At 60.1% G+C, this 20,834-nt stretch carries 13 protein-coding genes and 1 pseudogene; 4 read left to right on the top strand and 10 right to left on the bottom strand.

The genetic code is table 11. From position 1 onward, the window contains the following. Positions 1–3 precede the first annotated feature (3 nt). The 4 genes from AC1DF8_RS30525 to AC1DF8_RS30510 all read right to left on the bottom strand — a co-directional run bounded on the left by AC1DF8_RS30525 (position 4) and on the right by AC1DF8_RS30510 (position 5,436). Entirely contained in the window at positions 4–828 is an 825-nt protein-coding gene (locus tag AC1DF8_RS30525; protein WP_112545310.1) for a carbohydrate ABC transporter permease, read from the bottom strand. Beyond that, a complete protein-coding gene (locus AC1DF8_RS30520) occupies positions 825–1,688 on the bottom strand; it encodes a carbohydrate ABC transporter permease (RefSeq protein ID WP_112545311.1) in 864 nt (287 codons plus the stop codon). The genes AC1DF8_RS30525 and AC1DF8_RS30520 overlap by 4 nt, the downstream gene beginning before the upstream one ends. 64 nt (positions 1,689–1,752) lie before the next feature. Further along, positions 1,753–3,033 (bottom strand): ABC transporter substrate-binding protein, encoded by a 1,281-nt coding sequence (locus tag AC1DF8_RS30515; protein ID WP_478156319.1) that lies wholly within the window; start codon positions 3,031–3,033, stop codon positions 1,753–1,755. A 69-nt stretch (positions 3,034–3,102) separates the two neighbouring features. After that, the gene (locus AC1DF8_RS30510; RefSeq protein ID WP_478156317.1) at positions 3,103–5,436 is read right to left on the bottom strand and encodes a family 78 glycoside hydrolase catalytic domain; all 2,334 of its coding nucleotides are present in this window, start codon (positions 5,434–5,436) and stop codon (positions 3,103–3,105) included. A 142-nt stretch (positions 5,437–5,578) separates the two neighbouring features. Here AC1DF8_RS30510 and AC1DF8_RS30505 point away from each other — a divergent pair, with 142 nt between their 5' ends. Continuing rightward, positions 5,579–6,598, top strand: coding sequence for a LacI family DNA-binding transcriptional regulator (locus tag AC1DF8_RS30505; RefSeq protein ID WP_478156315.1), 1,020 nt, complete (start codon positions 5,579–5,581; stop codon positions 6,596–6,598). A gap of 28 nt (positions 6,599–6,626) precedes the next feature. Here AC1DF8_RS30505 and AC1DF8_RS30500 read toward each other — a convergent pair whose 3' ends face one another. Beyond that, the gene (locus tag AC1DF8_RS30500; RefSeq protein ID WP_478156313.1) at positions 6,627–7,121 is read right to left on the bottom strand and encodes an RrF2 family transcriptional regulator; all 495 of its coding nucleotides are present in this window, start codon (positions 7,119–7,121) and stop codon (positions 6,627–6,629) included. Between the two features lie 28 nt (positions 7,122–7,149). Between AC1DF8_RS30500 and AC1DF8_RS30495 the strand changes: the two genes are divergently transcribed. The 3 genes from AC1DF8_RS30495 (at position 7,150) to AC1DF8_RS30485 (ending at position 17,933) form a co-directional block, all read left to right on the top strand. After that, positions 7,150–7,836: a TehB-like domain-containing protein gene (locus AC1DF8_RS30495; RefSeq protein ID WP_113014318.1), complete on the top strand. Its 687-nt coding sequence runs from the start codon at positions 7,150–7,152 to the stop codon at positions 7,834–7,836. Next, on the top strand, positions 7,829–9,043 hold the full coding sequence (gene hmpA / locus AC1DF8_RS30490) for an NO-inducible flavohemoprotein (protein WP_113014316.1): 1,215 nt from the start codon (positions 7,829–7,831) through the stop codon (positions 9,041–9,043). The genes AC1DF8_RS30495 and hmpA overlap by 8 nt, the downstream gene beginning before the upstream one ends. Before the next feature lie 394 nt (positions 9,044–9,437). After that, entirely contained in the window at positions 9,438–17,933 is an 8,496-nt protein-coding gene (locus AC1DF8_RS30485) for a glycoside hydrolase family 94 protein (protein ID WP_478156310.1), read from the top strand. A gap of 63 nt (positions 17,934–17,996) precedes the next feature. On the opposite strand, the gene AC1DF8_RS30480 is transcribed toward AC1DF8_RS30485, so the two are convergent. The 5 genes and pseudogenes from AC1DF8_RS30480 to AC1DF8_RS30460 all read right to left on the bottom strand — a co-directional run. Continuing rightward, on the bottom strand, positions 17,997–19,055 hold the full coding sequence (locus AC1DF8_RS30480; protein ID WP_478156308.1) for an adenylate/guanylate cyclase domain-containing protein: 1,059 nt from the start codon (positions 19,053–19,055) through the stop codon (positions 17,997–17,999). Between the two features lie 104 nt (positions 19,056–19,159). After that, entirely contained in the window at positions 19,160–19,606 is a 447-nt protein-coding gene (locus tag AC1DF8_RS30475; RefSeq protein WP_112545319.1) for an SRPBCC family protein, read from the bottom strand. 151 nt (positions 19,607–19,757) lie between these two features. Further along, positions 19,758–20,144, bottom strand: coding sequence for a c-type cytochrome (locus tag AC1DF8_RS30470; protein ID WP_113014310.1), 387 nt, complete (start codon positions 20,142–20,144; stop codon positions 19,758–19,760). Then, positions 20,131–20,625: a DUF4334 domain-containing protein gene (locus AC1DF8_RS30465; RefSeq protein WP_113014308.1), complete on the bottom strand. Its 495-nt coding sequence runs from the start codon at positions 20,623–20,625 to the stop codon at positions 20,131–20,133. Before AC1DF8_RS30465 ends, AC1DF8_RS30470 begins: the two co-directional genes overlap by 14 nt. 137 nt (positions 20,626–20,762) lie before the next feature. Then, positions 20,763–20,834 (bottom strand): annotated as a pseudogene (locus AC1DF8_RS30460) (ATP-binding protein); the annotation flags it as partial.

Genomic DNA, 20,834 nt, shown 5'->3' with positions numbered 1-20,834 from the left:
GGCCTATCCCTTGACTGCGCCGGCAGTCATGCCTGCAACAATCTGGCGGTTGAAGAAGATGAAGACGATCAGGGGCGGAATGGTTACCAGGAGGATGTTCATGAACAGCAGGTTGAACTGGGTCTGGAACTGGCCCTGGAAGTTATAAAGTGTCAGCTGCACGGTCACGTTCTCGCGGCCCGGCAGATAGTAGAGCGGATTGGTGAAATCATTGAAGATGGCAATCGACTGGACGACAATGACAGTCACGGTAACCGGTTTCAAAAGCGGCAGAATGACCCGAAAGAAGATCTGGAACGGCTTTGCCCCGTCGATGATCGCTGCCTCATCGAGATCCCGCGGAATGGTTGCGATGAAGCTGCGAAACAGCAGAACCGTGAAGCCGAGGCCATAGGCGACCTGGATGAGCACCATGCCCGACAGTGTCTTGAAGAGGCCGAGCAGCTGCAGTACCCAGATGGTCGGAACAATGGCCGGCGGGATCATCAGGCCGGCGAGCACACATCCGTAAATGACCGTATTCCAACGCGAGGGGCGGCGCTGCAGCACGTAGCCGACCATCGCGCCGAACAATACCAGCAGGCTGACGGCCGCCACCGTGATAACGGTCGAATTGAAATAGGCGAGCAGCAGCATGTAGTTGCGGGTCTGCACGACCTCCATGAAATTCTGCCAGAGCTGCCATTCGGCCGGCCAGCTGAATTTCAGCGCAGCAGCATCCTGTTTCGTCTTGGCCGCCGTTACGAAGATGAAAAGGAAAGGCAGCACGAAGATCACGCCGCAGGCGGCCAGTGCGGCGATCCCGGTATAAAGCTGGCGGCGGCTCATAGATCCACCTCCTTGCGATTGAACCAGGCCGTCAGTGGCAGGACGATGAGGCCGATGAGCAGGAAGAGGATCACGTTACCGGCCGTCGAAAGGCCATAGAAGCCTGCCTGGTATTGTTTGTAGATGACGCTTGCGAGCACATCCGAGGAAAAGCCCGGCCCGCCGCGGGTCATTGCCCATATCAGGTCGAAACTTCTGAGCCCGCCGATCAGCGAGAGCGTCACGACGGTCACTGTGGCGGGGCGCACCAGCGGGACCGTGACACGGAAAAACATCTGCGTACGGGTCGCGCCATCGATACGGGCGGCTTCATAATAGTCCGGGCTGATTGAGGCCAGCCCGGCAATATAGATCACGGTCGCAAGCCCGATGCCTTTCCAGAGATCGACGAAGACGATGGAGTAGAGCGCAAGAGCCGGATCGGTCAGCCAGCCGGGGCCGTGGATGCCAATGGCTGCAAGCGCGACATTGATCAGCCCGCGGGTCGGATGCATGAGCACCGAGAAGGTGATGCCGACGCCGATTGTCGAGACAAGAACCGGAAAGAAGATCACGGTGCGCAGCAGGCCTTGTCCCCACAGGCCTGACGTCAATAGCACCGCGAGAAGGAGACCAAGGACGGTTTTCGTGCCCGACGTCAGAACCGCATAGATGATCGTGTTGACCAGGCCCTGGATCAGGAAGGGCTCGCGGAAGAACTGCCGGTAGTTCTCGAGACCGATGAACTGCGTGGTGAAGAGATCCCAACGTGTGAGGCTGAACCAGAACGATGCGATCGTCGGCACCAGGAAGAGGACGGTGAATATCACCGCCGCCGGCAGCACGAACCAATAGGGATAAGGCGACTTGCGTGTTGTCATGCGGACACCGTGAAGCGTCCCCCACTCAGAGCTCAACGCGGTGAGCGGGGGAGCGGCTGGAAGGTTACCAGTTCGGCAGGCCAAGCTGCTTGGCCTGCTTCTCGACATCCTGATCGTAGAGAGCGGCTGCGTCCTTGGCAGAGCGTATGCCGGTCCCGACCTCGACGGTAATCTGCTCGAGCGCCGGTCCCTTCACCGGCGACAGGAATTCGAGTGCGGGACCATTGTGCCCGTCAGCATTGAAGTAGGGCAGCATGTCGGAAACGACCGGCGGAATATCCTTCGGAAGTTCGCATCCCTTGACGAGATAGGGACCTGAGGGAACGGCTTTCGCCATCAGATCGCAGGCTTCCTTGGAGCCGACGAAATCAAGGAATTTCTTGGCCTCTTCCAGGTTTTCGGACTTGGCGGAAGCATAGAGCGCCGAGGGCATCCAGACGGTCAGGCCGTTCTTGGCAGCGTCCGTCCCGGGTTGGGCAAAGAAGCCCAGGTCCTTCAGGTTGTCAGGGAAATTCTGCTGGATGGTGCCGATGCCGAAGGTGAGATTCGGATAGTGCGCGGCTTCTCCCGTGGCCACCATCCGCATACCGTCGTCAAAGGTGGCCGCGCCGAAGTCCGCATTGAGGAACCCGCCTTTCGCAACCTCCTCGAGATGTTCGAAACCGCGCAATGCGGCAGGTGTGGTGGCATATTTGATCTTGTTGGCTGTGTAGTCGCCCGCGAAGTTCGGAACCTCGGCCTGAACGTTATAGAAATCCGCCAGCACGAAGAGCTGCGACGTCCAGGTCGTGCCGTAAGTCTGGGCCACGGCTACCTTGCCGGCTGCCTTGATCTTCTCGTTGTTGCTCATGAACTCCGCCCAGGTCTTCGGCGGGGTGAGGCCGAGATCGGCGTAGATCTTTCTGTTATAGAAGATGCCGCCGCCCATGGCGGGACCAAAAGGAAGGCCGCGAACGTGGCCGTCGGGGCTGGTGACGACCTTCTTGAAACTGTCGAGAATGCCGGCTTCAGACGGAAGGTCAGAAAGATCTGCGATCGTCTCCTGCGGCTTCAATGCCTGGAAGAGTGAACCGCTATTATACTGAAAAATATCAGCCATTTCGCCCGTAGCAAGCCGGGTCTTGATGATGTTATCACCCTCAGAGCCACCGGCACGCTGTTCGACGTCGAATGTGACGTCCGGATGCTTTTCCATATAGGCTTTGGAAACGGCATCGAACGAGGCAATGGATTCCGGATTGGTATCGATCAGCACGCTGAGGGTCACATCTGCATGTGCCACTCCAGCGGCAAGAGCCATGATGCTGGCTGCAAGGATGCTGCACTTCGTCATTCGCATAGTCATTTCCTCCTCTTGAAGACCGGAATGCGTTGGGCTGATTGCCCGCGGATCCAAAACCCGCGGGCAATCGCATCAGATGGAAAACGTAATCGTATGTTCTCCTGCATCGAGCCTGGTCTCCTCACCTTGCTCGATCGGGGCGCCATTTGCCTGCAGTGACTTGCGATCGCCTCTCCCTTGCAGACGCGCGGTCACGCCCTGCGGCAGCACCAGGCGGCATGTGACGGTTCCCTCCTCCAGGGTCCATCCAGCTTCGATGCGACCGAAGCGTGTGTCATGCCAGGCCGAAACCGGCGAGAGAGCAGGCAGAATCGCGGGGTCGAAGACCACTTCCTCGAAGCCGGGCTTGTCTTCCAGCGGCTTGATGCCGGCAACATCTTCGAAGAGCCATTGGCACACCGCGCCGTAGGCATAGTGGTTATAGCTGTTCATATCGGGATCATAGATCGTGCCGTCCTCGGCAAGCGCATCCCATCGTTCCCAGATCGATGTCGCGCCGCGTTCGACCTGATAAAGCCAGCCTGGGACCTTCCGGTTGAGGAACATCTTTTCGGCAAGATCCAGCATGCCGAGCCGCGTTAGCGCAGGTAGCAGGGCAGGGGTGCCAATGAATCCGGTACCGATAACGCCGTCGGTCTCTTCTGCCACTCTGCGGAAATAGCCGCGAGCGGCCTCCTCATATTCGGGCGGGACAAGGCCATGGAGGAACGCCAGAGACCAGGATGTCTGGTCGTTATGGGCAATGCGGCCGGAGGGTGAAAAGAACTCGTTCCTGAATGCTGCCCTGATCTCGTTGGCACGCTTTTCCAGCCGAGCGGCCTCGACAGTCTCTCCAAGAATGCGGGCGATTTTTGCCGTCAGCTGCGTTGAAATGAAATGGTAGAGGGTGGCTGCGCAATCATCCGCTACGGTCGGCCGTGGCTTCCTGTTGTCGCCCACCGGCTGGAGCCAGTCACCGAAGGTAAAGCCATGCTCGCCCCAGACGGCGGGCGGGCGTATGATCGGTCCATCCGAAATTCCCCAGAGATACTCGAGCCAGCCCAGCATCGCCGGGAAGCATTCTTCCAGCACTGCGCTATCGCCGTAATGCAGGTAGAGCTGCCAGGGAATGATGACAATCGCGTCGCCCCAGCCGGTCGAGCCAGCCCAGTCACCCCGTCTGTCGATCGGGTGCAATCGAGTGGGATCGGGTGAAAAATGCGAAACGGCGCCATTGGCGCGCTGGTCGTGGATCACATCGCGAAGATATTTCTTGAGGAAGGACTGGCTGTCGGCAAGCCAGCAGGACGCTCCGGCGAAGACCTGCGCATCGCCGGTCCAGCCGAGGCGTTCGTCGCGCTGCGGGCAATCGGTGGGCACTTCTATAAAATTGGAGCGCTGCGACCAGATGGTGTTGTCGACAAGCTTGTTGACGGCGGCAATACCTGATGTGAAACCGCCGGCGCTTGTCGGCACCGAGGTTACCGGGACCATGGTGACCGCGATCACTTCGGCCTGGCCGGTGACGGTAATGCGTGCATAGCGAAAGCCCATAAAAGTGAAGAGCGGCGCATATTCCTCTTCGCCTTCGCCCGACAGCGTATAGATCAGCTCGGCACGCGCGCTGCGGTAATTGCGATTGTCGAAAAAGCGGTCAGCGCCGAGCACTTCGGAATGCTCGACGCGCACCTGCGCTCCGGCAGTACCTTCGAGCCGCAGCCTTATATAGGCGCCCGCATTCTGCCCGAAATCATAGACGATCCGGCCGTCGCTCTCGGTCCAGCGATCGACAGGAGCGAGGCCGGGCAGTTCCTTGACTGCGCCGGTCTCATGCGGAACGAGCAAAGCCTTGTCGAATGAGAGAACATCGATACCGTGGCTGTCCCGCGGGCGGATGCGGGCGTCATAATCTTCGCCATAATAGATCCCGTTGCGCGTAACGGGAGTGAAGCCGCTCTTCCAGCTGTCGTCGGTTTTAAGGAGCGCTTCGCCGCCCGCGCTTAATTCTGCGATCGCCCCCGTTCGCTCGCCCCAGCAATTGATGATCGGATTGGACGCCCACATGAGTTGGCTGCGATACCAGCCGTCGCCGAGCCAGATCTCGATGCGATTGTCGCCGGGCTGCAAGAGTTTCGCGACATGATAGGTCTGGTAGGCGATCCGGTCGTCATAGCAGGTCCATCCGGGCGTCAGAAGATCATCGCCCACGCGCTGTCCGTTGATGAAGGCACGATAGAGGCCGAGTGCGGAGATACGCAGCGTTGCTTCGGCAGGAACGGCATCGAGTGCGAATTCACGCGACACAAACGTGCCCGATGTTGCCTGGCCACCGTCGCAGGACGGGCCGATCATTGACGCCGTGAACCGGAAAGCAGAACCGGCAAGGCCGTCCTCCCCGGCGATGCCGTGGGCCGAAACAGTCTTCATTGAGAACCTCCCTCAACCGCCAATTCCTCCGGCGGTCACTCCGTGTGTATCGTTCTATGTATATCATTCTACACTATCGATTGCCGCGCAAGAGCTTTTGTGCGTATAGTTTTCACCACACTTGAGAGTAAGGCATTTTGGAATGAAAAATCAGGCCGTTAACGTGACGAGGGACAGGATCACCATCCGGGACGTGGCGCAGGATGCCGGTGTCTCCGTCGCTGCGGTGTCGAAGGTTCTGCGCAATGCCTACGGCGTCAGCGAAGTCTTGCGAACAAAGGTCGAGACCTCGATCGAGAAGCTGAATTACCGACCTTCTGTGGCAGCGCGCGCCATGCGCGGCCGGACGCAGACAGTCGGTGTGCTGGTCATCGAATTGTCCAACCCCTTCCTGGCCGGGGTCATAGAGGAGGCGAATGCCACCCTGGCCGAAAACGGTTTCAAGGCGCTGATCGGGATTGGTCGTTCCACGAGCCCGATCGAGGCATCGATGATCGAGTCGATGATCGACAATCGCATGGATGGCGTACTGATCATCGCGCCCCGCATATCGGGCAAGGTACTGGAGCGCTATGCACGTCAGATCCCGATCGTCGTCATTGCCCATCACGAGCTGCACGCCCAGACCTATGACACCGTTAATTCCGATGATCGCAAGGGTGCAACTTTGGCCGTGGAAGCGGCATTGCGGTCCGGCTACGAGAACATCGCGATGCTGAGCTATGAGCTCGCTGATTCACCGCCGACCATCGTCGCCCTCCAGCGCGAGAAGGGTTATCTTGACGGCATGAAGACGGCGGGTCTGGCGGCTCGCATCATCCGTCTGCCTCTGGTGGGAGCTGACCGCCGCGCCGCGATCAATGATTTCCTGGCCTTGAAGGACCGCCCGCGCGCGGTCTTCGTCTGGTCGGATCTTGATGCCGTGCCGCTCATCAATGCCGCGCGCATGAGCGGTATACGGGTTCCGGAAGATCTTGCGATTATCGGCTACGACAACTCGCCGATGGCGGTCATACCGCTCGTCGGCCTGACCAGCGTGGACCAGAACGCCGCCGAACTGGGCAGAACCGCTGCCGAGGTATTGCTCAGCAGGATTGATGGCCGCGAAGAGGCTCGTCACGTGCTGATCGAACCGCATGTCGAGATGCGCGGAAGCACCTGAACGCTACAGCCTTTCTGCGGTCTGCAGCCTATGCCGCGGCAAAGAGCGTTCTTAAGACGTCTTTCCGCTCTATAATGTCGGCAACGCTGTAGCGATCGAAGACCCCGACAAAAGCGGCCGTCGCTTCCCGCAGGATAGGGGGCATGCCGCAGCCTTGTCTGATGGAGCAGGAAGAGCACTCGAGAATATTGTCCAGACCTTCGGTATGTCGGAGCAAACTGCCAAGATTGATGGAGGCCGCCGGACGATCGAGCCGGATTCCGCCATTTCTGCCTCTGATCGATTCCACGAACCCGGCTTTGGCGAGATCCTGAACGACTTTCATCAGGTGGTTCTGGGAGATGTCATAAGCGTCGGCGACCTGTCGGATCGAACAGATCTCTCCCTCATGTGACCCAAGGTAAATCATCACGCGGATCGCATAGTCTGTATAGCGTGTGAGCTTCATCGCACCTGCGTCAAAACGCCCGAAAAGAAATGATGCATTCCAATAGCATCTTTTATCGGCTTCGTATACATGCATTCAAGATGCATGATTATGGAGCAACGCGATGGATACGGCCAAATTGGAAGAGGGGCAGATCCTCCCGGTACTGGAGCGGTTTTACGAAAAGGTCCGGCGTGATCCGATGCTTGGCCCGGTTTTCGCCGTGGTTGCGGATTGGCCGGAGCATTTGCAGCGACTAACCGACTTCTGGTCTTCGCTGATGCTGACATCAGGCAAATACAAGGGCAATCCCGTCGCGATGCACCTGATCCATGCCGACAGAATAGAGCCCGCGATGTTCGAACGCTGGCTTGCGATATGGCACGAGACAACGAACGAGATGCTGCCGCCTTCGGTTGCGCAGGAGATGCAAATCAAGGCGGGGCGGATTGCCTCGCGCCTGAACCTGGCGCTGACTGGGGAGGTGCTTGAATTACGGGCCCCAGATGCAGTGCTGGCGCTGACGCCATACAAGACGACAAAGATCTTCGATGAAACGACTGTGCCGACGGCGCTTCTCGAAAGCCATCGGCTCAAGTCCGGCGCTTGGGCGCTCATCCGCGTTCTGAGGGGCGGCGTGCGTCTGGTGACAGGGCAGACCGTGAGCTCCTTGAGCCCCGATTGTATCGGCCGGGTCCTGCCTGAGGTCGAGCATCATCTGGAACTCCACGGCCCGGTTCAATTTCAGATCGAATTCTTCGATCGCGATCCTCTCCACACTGACAGCATTGAAAGGAAAGAATATGCCTAAGCCACTTTCGCCGCGCACCATCGAACTGGTGAAGCAGAGCGCCCCGGCAGTCGCCGCCCATGCAAGCGACATTACGAAAACAATGTACGGGCTGCTCTTCAAGGATGAGCACATCAAGGCGCTGTTCAATCAGGCCAATCACGGTGAGAATGGTTCTCAGGTTCATGCACTGGCGGCGGCAATCGTCGGCTATGCACAGAATATCGACAACCTCGCACCGCTCGTGCCCGTCATCGAACGGATCGCCCATAAGCACATCGGTTTTCATATCCTCGCCGAGCACTATCCCTACGTCGCCAAATCGTTGCTGGCGGCAATTCGTGAAGTATTGGGCGAAGCAGCATCCGAGGAACTTATCAATGCCTGGGGTGAAGCCTACTGGTTCCTTGCCGACACTCTGATCGAAAGAGAGGAGCAGATACGAGCCGAACTCGAAAAGCGGGCAGGCGGCTGGAACGGATGGCGCGAATTCAGGGTTGCCGAAAAAATCAAGGAAAGCGACGTCGTGACCTCCTTTGTCCTGCGTCCTGTCGACGGACAAACGGTGGCCTTGCATCGTGCCGGCCAGTACCTGACCTTCGATTTCAGCCTTCCCGAAGGCGTCAAGATGAAGCGGAACTATTCCATCTCATCCGGCCCGAACCAGGATTTCTACCGCATATCGGTCAAGCGGGAACAAAACGGCAAGGGCGCGTCGCGCTATCTGCACGATAATGTCGAGGTGGGGGCGATCTTGAAAGTCACTCCGCCTGCCGGAGACTTCTACCTGCCGGAAGAGCCGACCAGCGAAATGGTTCTGCTGTCCGGCGGCGTGGGTCTTACGCCCATGGTCAGCATGCTGGAAGCGATCGCTGCCGATTATCCCGAAGTCGAAGCGCATTTCGTACACGGCGCGCTCAACAGCTCGACGCATGCGATGGACAAGCACGTCCGCTCCCTTGCGCAAAGCCACGGCCGGGTATCGGTCAGCACCTTCTACAGTGAACCGACGGCTCAGGATGCCGCGGGCTATTCTCATGACGAGGATGGTTTCGTTACCGGGAAATGGCTGGCCGCAAATACGCCGATTGAAACGGCCAATTTCTATCTCTGCGGACCGAAGCCGTTTCTGAGGGCAATAGTCGGTGACCTGCTGAGCCTTGGCGTTTCGCGCGATCGCATTCACTACGAATTCTTCGGACCGACCGATGAGGCGCTGGCCGCCTGAAGCTATCTGCTCAGCCGTCTATTCCAGCACCTCCAGATTCGCGACCAGGCGAAGCCAGCATAGGCTTCGCCTGGTCGCTTTCGTTATAAAGACCTTCTTGACACCATAAATTGGACGGAGCTGGCATCCGCTTGTCAGGCGAGGAGTTCGCCTTTTCGGCAGGTTGCCGATCCCTGGCGAGGCCATTTTATCCGGCGAGCAACCCGATTAATCGCCTGTTCATTTTGTGGTCGCTATTGACCGCTATCCGCCATTTCGAACAATCCCAGTTTGAATGTAAACTCCCTTTCAAAAGCGATGAAGATGCCTAATTCGAAACGCTCGTGCTCCTGCTCGCATCCAGTTCCGCAAGAATGCATTCGTTGGACACGAACCCAGTAGAAGAGAAAACACTATGACCTCTCAAAATGTTATGGGTGCTACGAGCGTGCATGTTCAAGCATCGTCCGCGGATCCTGATTTCGGCATTCGCGCGCCGCTCCTGTCGAACGACCAGCTGAGGGTCAGGGCTGCGCAGTTTGCGGAAAGCCGCGCGCTTGATGTAACGAATTTCAAGAATTTTGATTTCTTCCAGCGCCACCGGGAGAATGAGGCCGAGATCCTGAGGGTCTACCGCGCCGCTGCCGCTGACGTCGATGCCGGCGAGAGCATTACGCCCGCCACCGAATGGCTGCTCGACAATCACTACATCGTCGAAGAGGCGATCCAGGAAGTCCGTCGCGACTTTCCGAAGAAGTTCTATCGCGAGCTGCGCAAGATTACGCTCGACGGGACGGAAGTGCCGCGTACGCTGGCGCTCGCCTGGCTCTACATGGCGCATGCCCACAGCAATATCAGCAATGCCGGCATGGCAGCCGTCACGGAAGGGTTCCAAGATAAGGAAACGCTGCGCATCGGCGAACTCTGGGCGCTACCCTCGCTCGTGCGTTATGTGCTGATCGACAACCTTCGCCGCGTCGCGTCTCATATCGACAAGAGCCGCCTGATGCGGGCAAGCGCCAATGCCGCGGCGACCCAGGCGATCGCGCTCGGCGACGCAGGCGCGGCCGATCATCTGGAGACGCTGGCTGCCAGCCTCAACGATACGACCTTCGTCACCCAGCTGCATTATCGCCTGCGCAATGCGCTCGAGCCGACCGAATCTGCGCTGAGCTGGCTTGAGAGCAAGCTTGCCGCAAAGGGGACCGACGCCGAAGCCGTCATGTCGGCGGAACAGACCCGTCTTGGCGCGGCCAATGCTCTGATGGGCAGTATCATCAAGAGCCTGCGCGAGATCAACGATACCGACTGGTCCGAATGGGTCGAAGAGGTCAGCACCATCGACAAGCTGCTTTGGCAGCAGACGGATTATGCCGAGCTCGATTCCGGTTCCCGCAACAGCTATCGCCGCCAGATCGAAAAGCTCGCAAAGCGCTCCGACAAGACGGAAATGGATATCGCCGAGGCGGCCGTGCGCCTGGCCGACCGCGCGAAGGCCGACAGCCAGGATCTTTCGGCTTCAGCCGGCAATGTCGGCTATTATTTCGTCGGCAATGGACGTCCGGCGCTCGAAACCGAGATCGGCTTCCGGCCACCGCTCGGCTTGCGCTTCATGCGCGTGATCCGCAAGCTGAACTGGCTGGCGATTGCGGTGCCGGTTCTGCTGCTGACGCTGCTGGCGCTGGTCATCACCGATGCGATTTTCGTTGACGCCGGCATGCCGCTTTTTGCGACGATCGTGCTGCTGCTGATGTTTGCGCTTCCGGCTTCCGAGGGAGCGACCGGCCTCTTCAACTTCTTCGCCACCTTCTTCATCACGCCCGACCGCCTCGTCGGCTACGAATTCAAGAAGGGCCTGCCGGCGGAAGCCCGCACGCTCGTCACGATTCCCTGCCTTATCGGCAAGCGCGAACATGTCGATGAACTCGTTCGTAACCTCGAAGTTCATTACCTCGCCAATGCGCGCGGTGAGATCTACTACGCGCTTTTGAGCGACTGGCCGGATGCACAGGAAGAACAGAACGCCCGCGATCTGGAAGTGCTCGACTATGCGTTGAGCAAGATTGCCAATCTGGAGGCACGTTACGCCGAAGACGGCAAGCAGCGCTTCTACCTCCTGCATCGCCGCCRCCAATATAATCCCGCCGAAGGCGCCTGGATGGGCTGGGAGCGCAAGCGCGGCAAGCTGCACGAACTCAATATGCTGCTGCGTGGCGAGCCGAATACGAGTTTCCTGCCGGGCGCCGATGTCGTGCCGCAGGACGTGAAATATGTGATGACGCTCGACAGTGACACGCGTATCGTCCGCGATACGGTGACCAAGCTTGTCGGCAAGCTGCATCATCCGATCAACCGCCCTGTCTTCGACGAAAAGAAACAGCGTGTCGTCGATGGTTACGGCGTGCTCCAGCCCCGCGTGACGCCGTCGCTGACGACGGGCAAGGATGCATCGACCTTCCAGCGCGTCTTCTCGGTCAACCGCGGTCTCGACCCTTACGTCTTTGCCGTCTCTGACGTTTATCAGGACATTACCGGCGAAGGCACGTTTACCGGCAAGGGGCTCTATCACGTCGATGCTTTCGAGGCGTCGCTGAAGGGCCGGATCAAGGAAAACTCCGTTCTGAGCCACGACCTGCTCGAAGGTTCGATGGCGCGCTGCGCACTTGTGACGGACTGCGAACTGGTCGAGGATTTTCCGATCCGTTATGAGGTGGAAGTCTCGCGCCAGCACCGCTGGGCCCGCGGCGACTGGCAACTTCTTCCCTATATCTTCGATGATCGCCGTGGCGTCACCGCGCTCGGCTGCTGGAAGATGTTCGACAATCTGCGCCGCTCGCTGACCCCGATCGCCTGGTTCCTGGCATCGGTTCTCGGCTGGTACTGGATGGACCCGCTTGGTGCGCTCATCTGGCAGATCCTGCTGATTTTCAGCCTGTTCGTTGCGCCGACCCTGTCGCTGATCAATGGTATCATCCCTCGCACCAGCGACATCATCCTTCAGGCGCACCTGCATACGGTCTGGAAAGACATCGAGAATGCCAACGCCCAGGTGGCGATGCGCATCGTCTTCATCGCCGACATTGCCTGCGTGATGGCCGACGCAATCATCCGCTCGCTCTATCGACTGTTCGTCAGCCGCAAGCTGATGCTGCAGTGGCGTACGGCCGCGAGCGCCCAGGCCATGGCGCAGACGACCATCCTCGGCCACTACAAGGTCATGTGGCGGGCTCCGGTGCTTGCCATCCTGGCATTGCTTTTCGTCATTTCCTCCGGCGACAGCGCCTGGATGGTCGGTCTTCCCTTCGTCATTCTGTGGGCGCTCTCGCCGGCTATCGCCTGGACGGTCAGCCAGACGGCGGAAACCGAAGACCGGCTCGATGTGCCGGAGACTGTCCGCAACGAATTGCGCAAGATCGCAAGGCGTACCTGGCGCTATTTCGACCACTTCGTGGTTCCCGGCCAGCATTACCTGCCTCCGGACAATGTCCAGCAGACGCCGCATGCCGTCGTGGCCATGCGCACGTCGCCGACCAATATCGGCGTCTACCTGTTGTCGGTGATTTCGGCGCGCCGTTTTGGCTGGATTTCCTTCGAAGACGCGGTCAAGCGTATCGAGCAGACGATCGAAACCGTCGACCGGCTCGAGAAGTATCGCGGTCATCTCTTCAACTGGTATCATACAGACACCCTGAAGCCGCTTGGCCGGCGCTATGTGTCATCGGTCGACAGCGGCAATTTTGCCGGTCATCTGATTGCGGTATCGTCAGCTTGCCGCATCTGGGCGCAGTCGCCGCTTGCCCATATTCACACTGACCTTGATGGCATCGGCGATGTCGCGGCCATTCTTCGCGAGGTGCTGAACGAGCTTCGGGAAGCAGACAGGTCTGTCCGATCCCTTCACGATCGTCTGGATGGCCGGATCGCCGACCTCGAAGCTGCGGTTGCCACCGGCAAACGCGAGAAGGAGTTCTCTTCGGGCCTGATCGAGCGGTTCGCCGGACAGGCGCGGGAAATTCGCGAACTCGCCGGCAGCCTCGACCGGGAGGTCAAGACGGCGCAGAGTGACGAGGTTGTTCATTGGGCCGAGAAGCTCGTGGCAACCTGCGAGCTTCATCAGGTAGATAAAGCCTTCGATCCTTCGCAGGTGGATGCCATCAGCGAAAGGCTGACGCGCGTCGGCAACCGTGCCCGCGAAATCGCCTTCGACATGGATTTCAGCTTCCTCTATCGCCCCGAGCGTCGGCTCCTGTCGATCGGCTTCCGCGTGGAGACGGAAGAAGTCGATGCGGCCTGCTACGACCTTCTTGCTTCGGAAGCGCGCCTGACCAGCCTGTTTTCCGTCGCCAAGGGCGATCTTCCGACGGAGCACTGGTACAAGCTCGGCCGTCACGTCGTGCCTGTCGGCCCGCGCGGGGCGCTCGTTTCCTGGTCCGGTTCGATGTTCGAATATCTGATGCCGCCGCTCGTCATGCAGGAGCGCAGCGGTGGTATTCTCAACCAGACCAACAATCTGATCGTTCTCGAACAGATGAATTATGCCCGCAAGCTCGGCACCCCCTGGGGCATCTCGGAAGCGGCCTTCAATGCTCGCGACCACCAGATGAACTATCAGTACAGCAATTTTGGCGTGCCGACGCTCGGTCTGAAGCGCGGTCTCGGCCAGAATGCCGTCATCGCCCCTTACGCTTCGCTGCTGGCGAGCCAATACAATCCGGTCGCAGCACTCGAAAACCTCAACAGGCTGCGGGCCGTCGGCGCGCTCGGCATGTATGGTTTCCATGATGCCGTGGACTTCACGCCGAACCGCGTGCCTGAGGGCAAGCAGTGCGCTGTGGTCTACAACTACTATGCGCACCATCACGGCATGTCGATTGCGGCCGTTGCCAACGTCGCCTTCGACGGCATGCTGCGCGAACTCTTCCACGCCGATCCGGTCATCGAAGCAGCGGAGCTGCTGCTGCAGGAAAAGGCACCGCGCGACATCCCCGTCATGGCGGCCAAGCACGAAACCGATGCGCCTGCCACCATCCAGGGCGATCTCATGCGCCCGGAAGTGCGCCGCCTGGAAGACCCGGCGTCGCGCGAACGCGAATTGCTGCTGCTCTCCAACGGTCGCTATTCGACCATGCTGACGGCGACAGGATCCGGCTACAGCCGCTGGAAGAACCTCTCCGTCAACCGCTGGCGGGCCGATCCGACCGAGGATCGCTGGGGTTCCTTCATCTTCCTGCGCGACACCGCATCGAACGAGTGGTGGTCCGCSACCGCCGAGCCACGCTCGATTGCCAACGAGCACGTGCGCGTCAGCTTCAGCGACGACAAGGCCGAATTCGTCAAGACCGTCGGTGAACTGACGAGCGAGATGGAGGTCTTCGTCGCGAGCGATCACGATGCGGAAGGCCGCCGTCTGACGATCACCAATACCGGCACGGAAGATCGCGTGATCGAGGTGACCTCCTATATGGAGCCGGTCGCGACACTCGATATCGTCGATACGGGCCACCCGGTCTTTGCCCGCATGTTCCTGAAGACCGAGATTGCCGCAGCCGGCGACGCGATCGTCGTCGAGCGCCAGAAGCGTGGCCTGACCGATCCCGATGTCGCCATCGCGCAGCTTGTCGTTGATACCTCAGGCGAAAACGGTCCGACGCAATATGAGACTGACCGCATGCGCTTCCTCGGTCGCGGCCGTACCCTGACCGAAGCTGCGGCTTTCGATGCCGATGCCAAGCTGTCAGGCACGGACGGTTTCACCATGGACGCCTGCGTGTCGCTGCGCCGTACGCTTCGCGTGCCTGCCGGCGAAAAGGTCAGCGTGACCTTCTGGACCGTTGCTGCAGGCGAACGCGCCGAACTCGAAGCGGCGCTCGAGCACTATCGCCAGCCGGAAAGCTTTGCCCAGGGCCTCGTCCAGGCCTGGACGAGAACGCAGAGCCAGTTGCGCCAGATTGGCGTCAACTCGAAGGAAGCGGCCGCCTATCAGCGGTTTGCCCGCTACATCATCTATCCCGACATGGCGCTGCGCGCCGACAGCAAGCTGGTTCGGGAGGGCCTCAAGTCGCAGTCCGTGCTCTGGGGCGCAACGCTCTCCGGCGACACACCACTGATGACGCTGCGCATCACCGATGAGCTCGGCACCGATCTTGTCAAGGAACTGCTGCGCGCCCAGGGCCTCCTGCAGGCCCGCGGCGTCGAGGTCGATCTCGTTGTCTTCAATGAGCGCGCCGGTGAGGCGGCTGGCGAGATGCAGCGCACGATCGACCAGCTTTGTGACGCCGCGCGTCACGCCAGCGAGATCGCCGGCATCCAGCGCAACATCTATGTATTGCGCAAGGATCTGACGACGCCGGAAGCCTATGATGCCATCATTGCCGCCTCGCGTGTCGTGTTGCGCGGCCGCGACGGCAGCCTGATCGATCAGGTGCAGAAGGCCCGCTCCGTTGCCGGCTCTCCGGCGCTGCTCGGCCAGTGGGGCGATTCCACCCTCGTTCCGAGGATGGTTCGCAACGCAGGCGATGCGACCTCGGCCGATGGCAGCGATCTCGCCTTCTGGAACGGCTACGGCGGCTTTGCGGCCGATGGCAGCGAATATGTCGTGCGCCTCTCGGGCGGCGAACAGACGCCGCATCCGTGGGTCAACATCATGGCCAATGACAGTTTCGGCTTCCATGTCTCGGCCGAAGGCGCCGCCTTCACCTGGAGCCAGAACTCGCGCGACCATCAGCTGACACCCTGGACCAACGACATGGTCACCAACCGGCCGGGCGAGGCCTTCTACCTGAAGGATCTCGACCGCGGCTCGGTCATCGTGCCTTATGCGTCGCTGGCGCAGCGTTCCGACACGCGCTTCGAGGCCCGTCATGGCCTCGGCTACTCGGTGTTCTCGACGGTTCAGGACGAAATCGCCCTGGAGGTTACGCAGACCCTGCATATGCAGAAGTCGGTCAAGCTGACGCAGCTGCGCATCCGCAACGAAGCGGGTGAGACGCGCAAACTGCGTCTCTATGGTTATGCCGAATGGATCCTCGGCAACAACCCGACGAAGAGCAAGCCCTTCATTATCTCGAACTTCGACAGTGCGAGTGGGGCGGTCTTTGCGAATAATCCGTTCAGCGTGAACTTCGGCACGCGTGTCGCCGCATTTGCGGCAAGCGAAACGCCGTCCAGCGTTTCCACCAGCCGCCGCGAGTTCATCGGCCGTCACGGGACGATCCAGCAGCCGCGCACCGTTTCTGCGGGCTCGCGTCTCTCCAACGCTTTGGATCTCGATGGTGATCCGGCAGCCGCCATGGCCTTCGATCTGACGATCGGGCCTGGCGAAGTGCGCGACATCTGCTTCTATATGGGCGATGCCGCCTCGCAGGAGGAAGCGGCCGCTCTGATCGCCGAGATCCGCACCGTCGGCTTCGAAGAGGTTCTCGGTCAGACCCGCGATTTCTGGAAGAACTTTACCGGCAAGACGCGTGTTTCGACACCGGATCAGCGTCTCGACTTCATGGTGAACAACTGGCTGCCCTATCAGACCTACGGCTGCCGTATCATGGCTCGCACCGCCTTCTACCAGTCGAGCGGCGCGTGGAACCTGCGCGACCAGTTGCAGGATTCGCTGGCCTTCCTTCTGCATTCGCCGGAAATCGCCCGAAAGCAGATCCTCAACACCGGCCGGCGCCAGTTTCCGGAAGGTGACTTCCAGCATTGGTGGCTGGCAGACAGCGGCGCCGGCGTTCGCACGAACATCTCCGACGATCCGGTCTGGCTTGCCTATGCCGTCGATCAGTATTGCACGGCGACAGGCGACGGCGCGATCATGGACGAGATGCTGCCCTTCGTCGAGGGCGCGCAGCTCAGCCCCGGTCAGTACGATGCTTTCATCCAGCCGCGTGTTTCCGACAATACCGCATCGCTCTACGAGCATGCGGCCCTCGGGCTGGATCTTGCGATCAAACGCACCGGCGTCAACGGCTTGCCGCTGATGATGAGCGGCGACTGGTGTGACAAGATGGACCGGGTGGGCATGGCCGGCCGTGGCGAAAGCGTCTGGCTTGGATGGTTCCTCGCCGGTGCCCTGCGCCGCTTCATTGCCTATGCCGAAGCTCGTGGCGACACGCAGCGTGTCAGCCACTGGACCGCACATCTGGAGAAGCTCAAGAGCGCGATCGAAACGGCGGGCTGGGACGGCGAATATTACCGCCGTGGCTATTACGACAACGGCGCGCCGCTCGGCTCCAGCCAATCCGAAGAGGACAAGATCGATTCGATCGCCCAGTCCTGGAGCGTGCTGTCAGGCGAGGGCAATCCGGAACGCAGCGGCATGGCGATGAAGGCCGTCCTCGATAAACTCGTCGATGAGGAGGGCAAGTTCATCCGCCTGCTGACGCCGCCTTTCGTCAAGCCGGTCAACGATCCCGGCGTGATCAGGGCCTATCCGCCCGGTGTTCGCGAAAACGGTGGCCAGTACACCCATGCCGCCACCTGGGCCGTGCTCGCTCTCGCCCGCATGGGGCGGGCCGAAGACGCCTGGCGCGCTTTCGAGATGCTGAATCCGATCAATCATTCGCTCGATAAATCGTCTGCAGACGTCTATCGCATCGAGCCCTATGTGATCGCCGGCGACGTCTATGGCGAAGGTGCTCTCAAGGGACGTGGCGGCTGGAGCTGGTACACGGGTTCGGCCGGCTGGCTCTACCGCGTGGCCGTCGAGGGCATCCTCGGCATCCGCTCGGAGAATGGCCGACTGCACGTCAAGCCGGTTCTGCCGGCCGGATGGGACGGCTTCTCCGCCGAACTCGATCTGCCGAGCGGGAAATATCAGGTTTCCGTTTCGAAGGTGGACTCGGATCGCTGCTCCGTGACCATCAACGGCGCGGCAGTTGATGATCTGAACGAAGGATATCTGCTGGCGGCCAAGTAAAACTTGTTGCCGGGGCAGTCTGACTGTTGTCACTGCCCCGGCGAATGCCGCGATCAGCCTCTTTCAATCCGTCGGCAGGGTGAAGACGGTGCAGGGATCGGCGATGCCGCGCAATCGGTGTTCACCCAGTGGAACCAGCTGCGTTGTCGTCTCTGCTGCCAGCGCACCTGATATCAGCACACGATGACCAAGGGACTTGCAGAGCCCTTCCAGCCGGCTGACCAGATTGACCGCGGGGCCGATGGCCGTGAAATCCAGCCGGTCGGCAGCACCGATATTGCCCCAGAGCATTTCGCCGAAATGCAGCGCCACGCCGAAGGGCAACGGGACCAGGCCCTGTGCTTGCCGTGTGGCGTCGAGATGGACCATGCCTGCACGGGCGGCAGCGACAGCACGCAGAGACGCTTCGCAGGCCTCAGCGGGCGTTCCGGTAACGGGAAAGATCGCCAGAACGCCGTCCCCGATGAACTTCAGCACCTCGCCCCCGAAAGCATGCACTGCACCCGCAATACGATCGAACCACGCGTCAAGGGTGGCGATCATGAGGGAGGGGTCGGTCGCTTCCGAGAGCGCCGTGAAATCGCGGAGGTCAGCACAGAGCAAAGCGGCGCGAATGGTTTCACCATTGTTGCGGCCGAGCGCCCCGGCCTGTACCTGTGCGGCACTGCGTTTGCCGAGATAAGCTTCAAGAAGGGTTGTCAGCGCTGTACGGGCGGTTAGTGCCGCTAAGGGTGCCGCTGCAAAACGCGCGGCTTCGTCCAGCCGCTCTGTCTCGGACGAGGTGAACGAGCGGGATCCGGCCCAGCCCAATATCGGATTGTCAGAGCCTCGGCCGATCTTTCCTTCGTATATTGGTCCAAGTCCGGCAAGCCAGTCGCCCGCAGCCTTGTTGAGCGAGCTGCCGGCAAAATCGAGTGCCTCGATGACGGCGCCGGTTTCAGCCCTCCACAACCAGGTCCGACGCGCAATGATCGGATGCGGAATGGAAAGAGTGAGAGCCCCGCCCGCAAGTGGCAGACCGTCGGCAAGCAACTGGCGGCCAAGCTCGGCTATGAATTGTTCGGGGCTGGACGAGGCACTGGCCTCATCGACCAGCCAGGCGAGGTGGGCGGGCAAATCCATTCCTCGATCATGCCATAGCGCCCGCCTGATGTCAGCCAGACGACTGCGACAGTCGGACGCGCCTTCTTCGTGAACCTGGCTTCCCTTTCAAATGATAAGCTTGGTCACTTCCTGCCGTGAAAGATATCCGGTCCCGGGTCGCGTCCCGCCGTCACTGCTTCCAGGCGGCCAAGGTAGTGGGCCCAGCCTTCGGCATGGCCGGCGCATTGCTCGACATTGGGCAAGCCGGTATGCGTCAGACGCAAGAGCGTTCCATCAGGCTGCTCGATCAGATCGATCTCGACGAGGCTCGATCCCGGCGGCACCACGTCGCTGCCATCCCAGCCGAAGCTGTAGGCCAGGCGGTGGACCGGCACCACTTCACGGAACGATCCGCGCGCGAAACGCGCACCTGTCACGTTGACGAGATAAAGCCCTCCGGGCTGGGGCTCGATATCCGCCTCTGTTCCCATCCAGCGGAGGATCTTTTCCGGATCCGTCAGCAGGGCGAACACTGCTGCAGGCGGCGCAGAAAGATGCGTTTCGCGGCGAACAACGAGAGCTTCCTGCATCGTTTTCTCCCTAAATTGGTCTGCGCCGATTGAGGCCACGACGCGGTGTCCTCAATTATTCTAGGGGGAAGATCTCTCCCAGCAAGGGCGTCGTGAGTGATCGTCTTGAGAATTATGGTTGCCGTCAGGGCCTATGCAGATGACGGGCGATCTACGGATTTGCCTTTAGAAAGGCGATAAGATCGTCGACTTCGAAGCTCCACAATCCCCAGAAGCGCATCTTTGTTCCCGGGACTTTTCTGTTCGGCGCTGCCAAAAATTCGGCAAGTTCATGCTCGTTCCACACGAGCCCCTCTTCGCCGGCTTTCTTCAAGGCAGGGGAGTAGGCGTAGTCGTCTAGGCCAGCTGCCCGCCTTCCCACGACACCCTTCAGAGAGGGGCCAAATGTACTTCTGGTGTCATCGACAATGTGGCACGAAGAACAGGCCCGAAAAATTCTCGCACCACGATCTGCATCAGCCGCGAAACTATTGCTCGCAACTGAAGCTGCCGTAGTTGCCAATGCGATTGTTTTCAACGTCGTTCTAGGCCTGCGCATCGATCCTGGTGAGTTTGAAGAAGAACCGCCTTTCGTCGTCGCGCACGCACATCATCCCAGCCAGCGTGTTATCGTTCACCCGTCTGAAATGGTCGACGATCGGTTGCCTGTCGTAAACCATTGCAGCGCTTGCGACGTGCTCGAATGCCCGAACTTCCAGGGCTGCTGTCGTGCCCCGCGCGCGGAACGCCTTGTGCAGAAGCGAAAACAGGCTTCGGGCAAGGGACGTCCGTCCCAACGGCGCAAGCCTGATTGCAAGCCCGAGAGGAACGAAGCGTGGATCAACGGCCACAAGCCTCCCGGGAAGCCACTGAAAGAGCAGGGCGTCCGCTCGCCTGTCGGGGTGAAAGCGCTTGCCGAACCATCGCAAATTCTCGAGAACGCCGTCCAGTGGATGCCCCGACGGAATGCCGGCGCCTCTCCAAAGCCCGGTCATCTCAAGCGGATCGACAGGCTCGAGCGACCGGAACCAATCCGTCATGTCTTTCTGCAGGTCCGTTTGCACGGCTTCACCTTTTTCTATGGTCACACCAGAAATGACGTAGCGCTTGTGTGCGGAGATTCCTGTCAAGCGAAGCGAAGAATTGACCCCCTTGGCGAATTGAAGAACTGACCCCCTCATTGGTTTGCGGTTTCGTTAGTTTCGAGCGCCGTTCCGGCCTTCTGCAGAAGGCCGGAACGGCGCTTTTC

It is taken from the genome of Rhizobium sp. 05N49 (assembly GCF_056396805.1).
Note: the sequence above shows the minus strand (reverse complement) of the source record. Positions and strands in the feature narration are given on the sequence as shown.